8 protein-coding genes are annotated in these 11,299 nt (G+C 69.5%); 4 read left to right on the top strand and 4 right to left on the bottom strand.

Annotated elements, in window-relative coordinates:
- Positions 1-51: 51 nt before the first annotated feature.
- From AB0B86_RS10875 to AB0B86_RS10885, 3 genes are read left to right on the top strand one after another with little or no spacing between them, the layout of a single operon-like run.
- Positions 52-993, top strand: a complete 942-nt coding sequence (locus tag AB0B86_RS10875) for a sugar ABC transporter permease (protein WP_357417451.1) — start codon at positions 52-54, stop codon at positions 991-993.
- A complete protein-coding gene (locus AB0B86_RS10880; RefSeq protein ID WP_357401999.1) occupies positions 993-1,877 on the top strand; it encodes a carbohydrate ABC transporter permease in 885 nt (294 codons plus the stop codon). Before AB0B86_RS10875 ends, AB0B86_RS10880 begins: the two co-directional genes overlap by 1 nt.
- 60 nt (positions 1,878-1,937) lie before the next feature.
- A complete protein-coding gene (locus tag AB0B86_RS10885; RefSeq protein ID WP_357417453.1) occupies positions 1,938-3,665 on the top strand; it encodes an IlvD/Edd family dehydratase in 1,728 nt (575 codons plus the stop codon).
- 54 nt (positions 3,666-3,719) lie between these two features.
- On the opposite strand, the gene AB0B86_RS10890 is transcribed toward AB0B86_RS10885, so the two are convergent.
- From AB0B86_RS10890 to AB0B86_RS10900, 3 genes are all read right to left on the bottom strand, one after another.
- Positions 3,720-4,649, bottom strand: a complete 930-nt coding sequence (locus tag AB0B86_RS10890) for a hypothetical protein (RefSeq protein ID WP_357417455.1) — start codon at positions 4,647-4,649, stop codon at positions 3,720-3,722.
- Between the two features lie 198 nt (positions 4,650-4,847).
- Positions 4,848-5,045, bottom strand: coding sequence for a hypothetical protein (locus AB0B86_RS10895; protein ID WP_357401993.1), 198 nt, complete (start codon positions 5,043-5,045; stop codon positions 4,848-4,850).
- A gap of 49 nt (positions 5,046-5,094) precedes the next feature.
- Positions 5,095-5,541: a hypothetical protein gene (locus tag AB0B86_RS10900; RefSeq protein ID WP_357417458.1), complete on the bottom strand. Its 447-nt coding sequence runs from the start codon at positions 5,539-5,541 to the stop codon at positions 5,095-5,097.
- 173 nt (positions 5,542-5,714) lie between these two features.
- Between AB0B86_RS10900 and AB0B86_RS10905 the strand changes: the two genes are divergently transcribed.
- Positions 5,715-8,030, top strand: a complete 2,316-nt coding sequence (locus AB0B86_RS10905) for an LLM class flavin-dependent oxidoreductase (RefSeq protein ID WP_357417460.1) — start codon at positions 5,715-5,717, stop codon at positions 8,028-8,030.
- Positions 8,031-8,035: 5 nt separating this feature from the next.
- On the opposite strand, the gene AB0B86_RS10910 is transcribed toward AB0B86_RS10905, so the two are convergent.
- Positions 8,036-11,299, bottom strand: a 3,264-nt coding sequence (locus AB0B86_RS10910) for a tetratricopeptide repeat protein (protein ID WP_357417462.1), incomplete at its 5' end; no start/stop codon positions are given.

The following is an 11,299-nucleotide window of genomic DNA, read 5'->3' on the forward strand; positions in this document are numbered from 1 at the left end:
GACGGCCGGCCCACCCACGACCCCGCAGCGTCCACGTCCCGGAGAGCAAAGATGACACTCCTGACCGAGCAGCGCACACCGCGTACCCGCACCGGGACGCGCAAGATCCGTGGCAAGGTGCACCTCCGCGAACACCTGATGGGATGGTTCTTCGTCGGGCCGTTCGCGGCTGTCTTCCTGGCGTTCCTCATCGCGCCGCTGGGGTACGCGCTGTATCTCAGTCTCTTTCAGAAGAAGCTGATCGGCGGCACGAGCTTCGTCCTCTTCGACAACTACGTGAAGGCGTTCACCGACCCGAGCTTCCTGTCCGGGGTGTGGTTCGTCATCCGGTTCTCGCTCGTCGCCATCCCGGTGCAGATCGCCATCGCGTTGGCGATGGCGCTCATCCTGGACGCGGTGACGTCAGTGTTCGCGCGCTTCTCCCGCCTCATGATCTTCCTGCCCTACGCGATTCCGACAGTCATCGGGGCGGTGATGTGGGGATTCCTCTACAGCAAGGGGTTCGGCCCGCTCACCGACATCTTCGGGATGTTCGGGGCCACCGCACCCGACTTCCTGAGCAGCAACCTGATCTTCTATGGCCTGCTCAATGTCGTCACCTGGCAGTGGGTCGGCTATTACATGATCATCCTGTACGCGGCGTTGCAGGGCGTCGACCCGACGCTCTACGAGGCCGCCCGGATGGACGGCGCCGGGCGGTGGCAGATCGCGTCGCGGATCAAGATCCCGCTGATCGCACCAGCGCTGATCCTCATCCTGGTCTTCGCGCTCATCGGCACCCTGCAGTTCTTCAACGAACCGCAGATTCTGCGGTATCTCGCCGCCGGCACGATCGGGACGGACTTCACCCCCAACATGTACGCGTACCAGCAGGCGTTCGCTCTCGCCAACTTCAACTACGGGTCGGCGATCTCGTTCGCCCTCGGCGGCGTCGTGTTCATCTGCGTGTACGCGTTCCTGTTCCTCACCCGCAAGCGGAGGAGCTTCCTCTGATGGCCAACCGCACAAGCGTCAGCGCCGGGCCCCGCCGACCGCAACGCTATCTACCGCTGCAGATCCTCCTCGGCTTCATGGTGATCTACTTCCTCGTACCGTTCTGGTGGGTCATCGTCAACAGTTCCAAGGACGCACCGGGACTGTTCGGCGGAGGCAACACCCTGTGGTTCTCCGACCAGATCGACTACGTCGGTAACCTCCGGCAGCTCTTCACCTACGACGGTGGCATCTACCTGCGGTGGATCCTCAACTCCACGCTCTACGCGATAGCCGGCGGAGTCGGCGCCACGGTGCTGTCGGTGATGGCCGGCTACGGCTTCGCCAAGTACCGGTTCGCCGCCCGGCGCTTCAGCTTCGCCGTCGTGCTCGGCGCGCTGATGGTGCCCGCCACCGCCCTGGTCATCCCGACCTTCATCATGTTCGCCCGGCTGGGCCTGACCAACACGGTCTGGGCGGTGATCCTCCCGTCGCTGCTCAACCCGTTCGGTGTCTACCTGATGCACGTGTACGCCCGCGACGCCGTGCCCGACGAACTGCTGGACGCGGCCCGGGTCGACGGCGCTGGCGAGCTGCGCACCTTCGTCCAGATCGCCCTGCCGATGATGCGCCCCGCGGTGGTCACCGTGCTGCTGCTGTCCGCGGTGGCGTCCTGGAACAACTACTTCCTGCCGTTGGCCATGCTCTCCGACAACCGGCTCTTCCCGGTGACCGTCGGCCTCGGCCTCTGGCAGGGCATCGCGTCGGCGAACAACTCGGGCGGCACCTCGCTGTGGAGCCTGATCATCCTGGGCTCGCTGGTGTCCGTGATCCCACTGATCATCGCGTTCTTCAGCCTGCAACGACACTGGCGCGGCGGGTTGTCCGTCGGCGGCCTCCGGTAGGTACCACCCCTTGATCGCCGCGTACTCACGCGGCCGCACGGATGACGGAGAGGTGTGCTGATGTCGACGACGGATCGTCCGCTGCGCAGCGGGCAGTGGTTCGGTGCGGAGGGCCGCAACGGGTTCATCCACCGGTCCTGGATGCGCAACCAGGGTTTCGCCGACGACGTCTTCGACGGTCGCCCGGTGATCGGCATCGCCACCACCTGGTCGGAGCTGACCCCCTGCAACGCCCATCTGCGGGACCTGGCCGAGTCGGTGAAGCGGGGCGTGTGGGAGAGCGGCGGCCTGCCGCTGGAGTTCCCCGCCATGAGCCTGGGTGAGCCCCTGATGCGGCCCACGACGATGCTCTACCGCAACCTGCTGGCCATGGAGTTGGAGGAGTCGGTCCGCGCCAACCCGCTCGACGGGGTGGTGCTGCTGTCCGGCTGTGACAAGACCACCCCCGGCCTGCTGATGGGCGCGGCGAGCGTCGACCTGCCCACTCTGATGATCACCGGTGGTCCGATGCTCAACGGCAAGTTCCGGGGCCAGGACATCGGCTCGGGCACCGTCGTCTGGCGCTTCACCGAGGAGCAGCGCGCCGGCCGGATGACAGCGGCCGACTGCGCGGAGGCGGAGGTCGGCATGTCCCGCAGCCGGGGCCACTGCATGACCATGGGCACCGCTTCCACGATGGCCTGCGTGACCGAGGCGCTGGGCGTGCAACTGCCGGGTGCCGCCGCCGTGCCCGCTGTCGACTCCCGCAGGTACGCGCTCGCCCAGGCCGCCGGCCGTCGGATCGTCGCGATGGTCGGGCAGGACCAGCGGCTGTCCACCGTGCTGACGCGCGAGGCGTTCGAGAATGCCATCCGGGTCAACGCCGCGATCGGCGGTTCCACGAACGCCGTCGTGCACCTGCTGGCGATCGCCGGACGCCTCGGCGTGCCGCTGTCCCTCGAGGACTTCGACACCCTCACCGCCGACGTGCCCATGCTTGTCAACCTGATGCCGTCCGGGGCATACCTGATGGAGGACTTCGCCTACGCCGGGGGCGTTCCGGCGGTGATGAACGAGATCGCCGCCCTGCTCCACCTGGACCACGTCACTGTCAGCGGCCAGAGCGTCGCCGACAACATCAGCGGCGTGCAGTGCTGGAACCGTGAGGTCATCGGCACCATGGCGGAGCCGTTCCAGCCCGCCGGCTCGGGCACCGTGGTGCTCCGCGGGTCGCTCGCGCCGTCCGGTGCCGTGCTGAAGGTCTCCGCCGCCTCCGCGGACCTGCTCCGGCACACCGGGCCGGCGCTCGTCTTCGACCGGATCGAGGACTACGTCGTCGCCGCCGACGACCCGGACCTCGACGTCACCCCGGACACGGTGATCGTGGTCCGCAACGCCGGTCCACGCGGCTATCCCGGCTTCCCGGAGGTGGGCAACGTGCCCATGCCACGACGGCTGCTGGCTGCCGGCATCACGGACATGGTGCGGATCTCCGACGCCCGGATGAGCGGCACCGGGTACGGCACCTGCGTCCTGCACGTCGCCCCGGAAGCCGCAGTGGGTGGCCCACTCGCGCTTGTGCGCACCGGCGACCTGATCCGGGTCGACGTCCCGACGCGACGCCTGGACCTCCTGGTCGACGAGGCGACACTCACCAGGCGCCGCGCCGACTGGCAACCGGCACCGCCGACCGCCGACCGGGGCTGGGCACGCCTGTACAGCGAGCACGTGCTCCAGGCCGACCAGGGCGCGGACCTCGACTTTCTCGTCGGCGGCAGCGGCAGCGCCGTACCCCGGCACTCGCACTGACCGGCACGGACACCCGGCAGAAGCGGGAGCCCCAGCGCCCGGCTGGGGCTCCCGTCACCGTCCGCAGGCCGCACACGCGGTGCGGGTACGCAGGTGGTAGTCGCTTGACGCCGCGAGCAGACCGAGCCCCAGCAGGGAGTACGCCGACATCGCCACCCAGAGGAACGCGTCGGAGAACTCGCTCACCGAGCCGGACAGCAACTGCGCCAGCCCCATGCCGAAGTACGCCACGATGCCCACCCCGAGCCCGAAACCGGGCACCAGCAACAGCAGGCGGGGGACCGGGCGGCCGGCGAGCAGCGGCACCCAGCCCGGCCAGACCTCACCCCAGCCGTGCACGAGCGCCAGCGGCAACAGCACCCCCGCCAGCAGCAGGCCGACCTCCAGCCCGATCACGGCGGCGTCCTGGGCGAGGCTGCCGAGCCCCACCGCGGCCTGGGCCGCGAAGCGCACGACGAGGCCGGCCACCGCGACGTACGCGGCCCAGCGCGCCCACCGTGCGGGGACCACGCGTCGGTGACCGGGTCGGATGGTCCGGCAGCAGTCCGGGCAGTCGCCCCGGGTGCGCCGCTGGTAGCCGGCGGTGGCCAGGGCGAGCAGAGCCGCTCCGGTCACGCACCCCAGCCGGCTGGCGAACGCCGTCGGCTCGAAGTGCGGGCCGACCGTGAACAGCAGGAAACCCACAAGCTCCGGCAGCAGGATCGCGGCGGCGGCGACCAGCGCCCCGGTGACCGCCCAGGCGACCCCCGCGAGCACCGGCCGCCATGTCGGCATCCGGTCCAGCGCAACCGCCAGGGCGGCCGCGGTCAGACACAACGCCACCGACCACCAGCCGGTGAACCCCAGCAGGTCCGACCCGAACTGCCGGAACTCCGGGTTCCCGCCGACGGTCCACGCCAGACGCACACCCCCGTACGCCACGGCCCAGCCGAGCACCGCGTACGTCAGGCAGTGGCCCGTCCTGCGAGCGATTGATGTCGCCATGCGTCCGATCCTTCCGCTGTCCCGGCGCGGGCGAACCCCGCCGACAGGGGAGGTGCTCCCTCGCCGGAGGGAGTCGCTCGGGACGCCGGGGCCAGCGCCGGTGCTACGGTCGCGGGCGCTGACCTGGCCGTGTCGGAGACCGCGGCGGGCGGGGGCCGGGTCAGCGGTGAGGCCTCAGCCTCGGCGCCGACCCGGGTGTCAGGCCGTTGTCGACACTCGCCCGGAGGGCGCCCGGTGCGTCAGGCCGGGGCGGAAGCGGACGACCAGCAGCACGGCCAACAGCCGCACCTGCATCGGCGTGCCGAGGGCCAGCCGTTCCCCCGCGGGAGACCACACCTCGACCGGCCCGAGCAGGTGGTAGCGCATCGCCGGCCTCCCCCCGTCACGCTGCACCATCACCCCACCGTACGGCCTGACCGCGTACCGCTGCGGTACGGGAGGGACCTCAGGCGCTCGGTCCGGATTCGTGCTCCCGCGTGTTGCCGGTGATCCCGGCGGCCCGGTCGCGGGCCTGACTCACTATCGTCTCCGCCTCCTGTCGGGCGGCGGCCAGCATCTGCTCGCATTCGAGCTGCACTTCGGCGCGGTGCTCCTTGGCCTGCCCCTCGGCGAGTCTGAGGATCTGTTCGACCCGAGGACCCAAACCGCTGAGCGTGGGTCGTTGGTAAAGCTCTCGCAGCCGCTCGACCGCGGTGTCGTCGTTCGCGGCGACGCGGTCGACCAGGTCGGCTTCCACCAGATCGGCCTCGCTCGTGCCGAGCAGGGAGAGGCCGACCCCGAGCGCGGCGACCGCGACTCCGGACCACAGTGCGGCCGGACCGAGAGACGGCCCGACGCACACACCGACGCCGAGCCCGAAGAGGAGGGTCGCGGTCTTGACCGGCTTTCGCATGGCTCATCTCCCGGGCTCGGCAAGTCGGGCTGCTGGTTCCAGCATGCGAAGCCAGTCAACCCGCGGCCGGCCCGCGCCGCCCCGGAATGCGTGGGTGAACAATCGAGTTGTGGAGCATACGATCTGTTTGACAGATCGTATGTTGGCACTACGACTACGGAGATGTTGACGTCATGGCTGATTACGGTCACGAGATCCAGTTCGGGACGTTCCTGACGCCCAGCGCACAGGACCCGGATCACGTGGTGCGGCTCGCCGAGCTGACCGAGGCGGCCGGCCTGGACCTGACCACCTTCCAGGACCACCCCTACAACTCCGACTACCTCGACACCTGGACCCTGCTGAGCTGGGTCGCCGCGCGTACCGAACGGTTGCGGATCTCGGGAAACGTCCTCAGCCTCCCGCTGCGCCCGCCGGCCGTTCTGGCCAGGGCTGCGGCGAGCCTGGACCGGCTGTCCCACGGCCGGTTCGAGCTGGGCCTCGGTGCTGGCGCGTTCTGGGACGGTGTCGAGGGCATGGGTGCCCGCCGGCTGACGGCCGGGCAGGGCGTCGAGGCGCTGCGCGAAGCGATCGACGTCCTGCGCGGGGTGTGGGACGAGACCGCACCCGGCCCGCTGCGCCACGACGGGACCTACTACCCGGTCCCCGGCATGCGGCGCGGTCCCGCGCCGGCACACGACATCGACATCTGGCTCGGCGCCTACCAGCCGAAGATGCTGGCATTGACAGGTCAGCAGGCGAATGGCTGGTTGCCGACGCTCGAGTACCTGCGCTCCCCGGACCGGGTGACGGCCAACCGGCTGATCGACGAGGCGGCGGTCGCGGCAGGACGCGACCCACGGCAGATCCGCCGGCTGCTCAACCTGTTCACCGTCGACGTCTCGTCGCGCAGTCGTGGCTTCCTGCAGGGCCCACCGCGACAGTGGGTCGAGCAACTCCTCCCGCTTGTCGTGGAGGAGGGGTTCAGCACCTTCCTGGTCGGCCGTGACGACCCGCGACTGATCCAGACCCTCGGGCAGGAGATCGCCCCGGCGCTGCGGGAGGCGGTGGCCAAGGAGCGCGCGACGAGCGGCTCGGACACCGGACCGACCGGTGCGCTCGCCGCCCGGCCCGACGCTCGCCCCGGTCCGGACCGCGCGGCGCTGCCGGCGTCGCTCGCCGCCCGGGCCGTCCAACCCGGCGACCGGGAGTACGAGGATGTGCGGCACAGCTACAGCTGGCCGGGGGCGCCGGCCCTGGTGATCCGCCCGCAGACCGCCGCCGAGGTGGCCGCTGCCGTGTCGTACGCGCGGACCCAGGACGTCCCCCTGTCCGTGCGCAGTGGCGGGCACGGCATCAGCGGCCGGTCGACGAACGACGGCGGAATCGTCATCGACATGTCGAGGATGAACAGGGTCGAGGTGCTCGACCGGGCGACCCGCCGGATCCGGTTGGAGCCGGGCGCCCGGTGGGGGCAGGTGGCCCAGGCCCTCGCCCCGTACGGCCTCGCGATGAGCGCGGGCGACTACGGTGATGTGGGCGTCGGTGGCCTCGCCACCACCGCCGGCATCGGGTACCTGGCGCGCAAGCACGGCCTGACCGTCGACCACGTCGTCGCCGTCGAGATCGTGACCGCCGATGGCCGCCTGCTCCGCGTCGACGCCGAGCACCATCCCGACCTGTTCTGGGCCGTTCGTGGCGCCGGCGGCAACTTCGGCGTCGTCACCGCTATCGAGTTGGACGCGTACGAGGTCGACAAGGTGGTCTACGCCCACCTCGTCGTGGACGCGACAGACACCGCGCCCCTGCTGCACCGCTGGGGCCAACTCGTCGAGGACGCACCGCGGGATCTGACCAGCTTCCTGTCCCTCTTCCCGGGTCGACGGGGTAACCCGCCGGTGGCCCAGGTCACCCTGGTGTACGCCGGTGACGACGTCGAGGCGGCCCAGTCTGCCCTGAGCCCGTTCCTGGAGATCGGCCCGATTCTCGACACGCAGGCGCAGTTGGTGCCCTATCCGGCGATCGTCGCACCGTCCGGAAACAAGCATCGGGGTCAGGGCCTCAACGACACCCGCAGCGGACTCTTGCACCACATCACGCCGCAGGCGGCGGATCTCGCGGCGACGATGATGGCGTCCGGTCAGGTGATGATCATGCAGTTCCGATCCGTCGGCGCGGCCGTCAACGACGTCGCCGCCGACGCGACCGCCTACCCGCACCGGACGCAGAACTTCTCCGTGATCGCCGCTACCGTGCCGGAGCGCAGAGCCCAGCTCGACGAGCTGTGGGCCGAGCTGTATCCGCAGCTGGACGGTCTGTACCTCAGCTTCGAGAGCGACACCGATCCGGCGCGACTGTCGGACGCCTGGCCCGAGCCCACCCTCAGCCGGCTGCGCGCCATCAAGGCCACCTACGACCCGACAAACGTCTTCAACCGAAACTTCCCCATCCCGCCGGCGAGCGACACCGACGACGAGGGAGCGGATTCCCGCGACGACGACGCGGGGTGAGCGCGTCACCTTCGACGGTGGTCCTCCGATCGTCGCTGGTTCGGCGCGTAGCCCACCGGACCCGTGCTGATAGCGAGATTGCCCGGTCGGATGACCACCTCGCCGGTGGGACCCGCAGTGATCTGACCCAACCCTGCCTGGAGGTCGGCTTCGAAGCCGGGCAGCTTCAGACGGATGAGCGACGGCAGGAGCACGGCGACGGCGACGAGCCCGACCAGGACGGGCGTGATGGTGGTGATCATGACGGTGGTGACGCGGTCCGACACGAAGAACGCGGTCCACATCACCGCCAGCAGGCCCAACGCCACTGTCGCGATGGTGGCCGTGCCGAGCGCCGCGGTGCGGGCGGCTCCTCTCTCGCGTTCGAGCAACTGCACCAGCCGTTGCGCATCCACATGTTCGCGCTCGACGCCCAGACAGCGACGTAGGTGTCGCAGTGCGACGCGACGGGCGGGAGCATCGCCCAGGGCACCCACCGTCGCTGTTCCACCCAGCCGTACCTGACACACCGCGGCAACGTAGTAGGGGTCGGCCTCGCCGGCAGGAGCGGCTGCGATCGCCTCAACCGCTTCGGCGTACGCCTCGGCGAAGACATCGTCGTTCTGCGTCGCGTCGGCCTGATGGAACAGCAGCCGGGCCAGGGCCAGGTGCAGCCGCCACGGTACGGCGGCCGTCCGTAGCCCTTCTCGCAACACGTCCTCCGCCTCACGCGATCGGCCCAGTGCGGTAAACGCCTCGGCCAATCCGAGTGCCGCTACCTGCACCGACGGGTCCACTCGCAGAACGCCCCGAAACAGGCGGACGGCCTCCTGCGGCTGATCCGTGAGCAGCCGCAGGTGCCCCAGCTCGACCTGTGCGGAAGTGGCGTACGGATCCTGCGTGATCGCGACGTTCAGGTGTGCCTCGGCCTCCTCGTACCGGCCCAACTGTGTGTACAGCGACGCGAGGTCGGTATGGCTGCCCTTGTAGGGGTCGACCTTCAGCGCCTTCCCCAGGTGGTATTCCGCAGCCGGCAACCGGCCGAGCCGATAGTCGATCACGCCCAGGCACACAAGGACTGCCGCATCCTGATGCTCGGCGAGCGCCGCGAGGCAGAGCTGCTCGGCCTCCTCCCACTGGCGACGTTCGTCCTGCCGGACCAGCGCCCAGGCTCGGGCCAGCCGATACTCGCGGTCATGCGGCATCAGCTCGACCGATCGACGGAAGTGGTCTTCGGCTGACACGTAGTCGCCGCAGGTGAAGTCGACCCAGCCGAGTCCCGCGACCGACGCGGCCCGTTCTCCGTCCGACAGTGCCGCGCGCTCCAGCCGGGTGAAGGTCGCCCGCGCCTCAGCGAGCCGTTCCGAGTCGTGCTGGATCCACGCCAGCTCCTCCGTCAGAGCGCGTAGGTGCGGCTTCTCACGCGCCAGCGGCGAAATCAGTCCGTCCGCCTCTGCGTAGCTGTGCAAGGTGCGCAGAGCCGCTGACCTGCCCACCAGACCACGAGGGTTGTGCGGGTTGCACCGCGCGGCGGCCTCATAACAGGCGAGGGCCTCCCGCGCCTGCAGCCGCTCCTCGAAGATCTGTCCCAGGCAGATGTGCAACGACTCGGATTCTGGGCGCAGTGCCACCGCGGCCCGAGCGCACCGCTCGGCGTCGACGTGTCGCTGGAGCCGCTGGAGCGTCGCCACCCGACGCTCGACGACCTGAACATGGCCGGGATCGATAGCGAACGCGCTGTCGAATGCGGCAAGAGCCCGCTGGTCGTCGTACTTGTCAGCATGTGCGTTTCCCAGCTCGATGAGCACCTCGACGCTGTCCGGACGTGCCACCGCCGACCTTTGGGCTGCCGTCAGCGCACCCGCGAGATCACGCGACAGCCGCAACACGCGGATCCACGCCGCCTGTGCCGAGTCGTCCCGCGGGTCGAGGTCGAGAGCGGTCTGCACGGCCGCACGCGCAGCTTCGAGGTCACCACGGTCCTCGGCGACCCTCGCCAACTCCAGACGTAGGACCACCGAGTCGGGTCGCGCGTCGATCGCCAGGCGTGCTGCCTCCTCCGCCTGGTCGAGGCGCCGTAGCTGGCGCAGTTGAACGATGCGCTGGGCCAGGGCCCATTCATGCAGTGGGTCGATGGTGAGGGCCTGCTCGACAGCGACGAGGGCTTGTTCACTGTCGTGCCGGTCGTCGTGCAGGTAGGCCAGTTGAAGGTGCGGGTCGGGTGAGTCGGGCCGCGTCTCGATCGCCTGCCGGGCGGCGTCTTCGGCCTCGTCAAGGCGTCGTAGTCGCCGTAGTTCGACGATGCGCCAGGTGAGTGCCTGTTCGCGGTCGGGGTCGATGGAGCGGGCCCGTTCGAACGCCTCGAGCGCTCGTCGGTGGTCGTGCCGCTCGTCGTGCAGGTAGCCGAGTTCGAGGTACGGCCGGGATGAGCCGGGAATTGTCTCAATCATCTGCCGTACGGCCTGCTCGGCCTCGTCGAAGCGCCGGAGCTGGCGCAGTTCGGTGATGCGCCAGGCGAGGGCCGCTTCGTGGTGTGGGTCGATGGTGAGGGCCCGCTCGACAGCCGTCAGGGCCTGCTCATAGTCGTAGCGACTGTCATGCAGGAGGCCCCGCTGGAGGTACAGGTCAGGTGAGTCGGGTCTTTTCTCGATTGCCAGTCGGATGGCATCTTCGGCTTCGTCCAGGCGTCGTAGTCGCCGTAGTCCGACGATGTGCCAGATGCGCGCCCATTCGTGGTCTGGGTTGATGGTGAGGGCCTGTTCGATCGCCTCGAGCGCTCGTTGGTGGTCGTAACGGTCGTCGTGCAGGTGGGCGAGTTCGAGGTACGGCTGGGGTGAATCCGGCCGTGCCTCCATTGCCTGTCGGGCGGCCTGTTCCGCGTCGTCGAAGCGGCGTAGTTGGCGCAGTTCGGTGATGCGCCAGGCGAGTGCCCATTCGTGGTGTGGGTCGATGGTGAGGGCCTGCTCGACAGCCGTCAGGGCCTGCTCATAGTCGTGCTTGTCGTCGTGGACGTAGGCCAGTTGGAGGCGCAGGTCGGGTGAGTCGGGCCGTGCCTCGATCGCCTGTCGGGCGGCCTGTTCCGCGTCGTCGAAGCGGCGTAGTCGGCGCAGTTCGGTGATGCGCTGGGCGAGTGCCCATTCGTGGTGTGGGTTGATGGTGAGGGCCTGCTCGACAGCGGTGAGGGCTTGTTCGTGGTCGTGCTTGTCGTCGTGGACGTAGGCCAGTTGGAGGCGCAGGTCGGGTGAGTCGGGCCGTGCCTCGATCGCCTGTCGGGCGGCCTGTTCCGCGTC

The sequence above is a fragment of the Micromonospora sp. NPDC049047 genome, assembly GCF_040649135.1.
GTDB lineage: Bacteria > Actinomycetota > Actinomycetes > Mycobacteriales > Micromonosporaceae > Micromonospora.

What these genes read in the sequence shown, in the direction of transcription:
- AB0B86_RS10875 (WP_357417451.1), top strand. Translation starts at nt 52, where the DNA reads ATGACACTCCTGACCGAGCAGCGCACACCGCGTACCCGCACCGGGACG.
- AB0B86_RS10880 (WP_357401999.1), top strand. Translation starts at nt 993, where the DNA reads ATGGCCAACCGCACAAGCGTCAGCGCCGGGCCCCGCCGACCGCAACGC.
- AB0B86_RS10885 (WP_357417453.1), top strand. Translation starts at nt 1,938, where the DNA reads ATGTCGACGACGGATCGTCCGCTGCGCAGCGGGCAGTGGTTCGGTGCG.
- AB0B86_RS10890 (WP_357417455.1), bottom strand. Translation starts at nt 4,649, where the DNA reads ATGGCGACATCAATCGCTCGCAGGACGGGCCACTGCCTGACGTACGCG.
- AB0B86_RS10895 (WP_357401993.1), bottom strand. Translation starts at nt 5,045, where the DNA reads ATGGTGCAGCGTGACGGGGGGAGGCCGGCGATGCGCTACCACCTGCTC.
- AB0B86_RS10900 (WP_357417458.1), bottom strand. Translation starts at nt 5,541, where the DNA reads ATGCGAAAGCCGGTCAAGACCGCGACCCTCCTCTTCGGGCTCGGCGTC.
- AB0B86_RS10905 (WP_357417460.1), top strand. Translation starts at nt 5,715, where the DNA reads ATGGCTGATTACGGTCACGAGATCCAGTTCGGGACGTTCCTGACGCCC.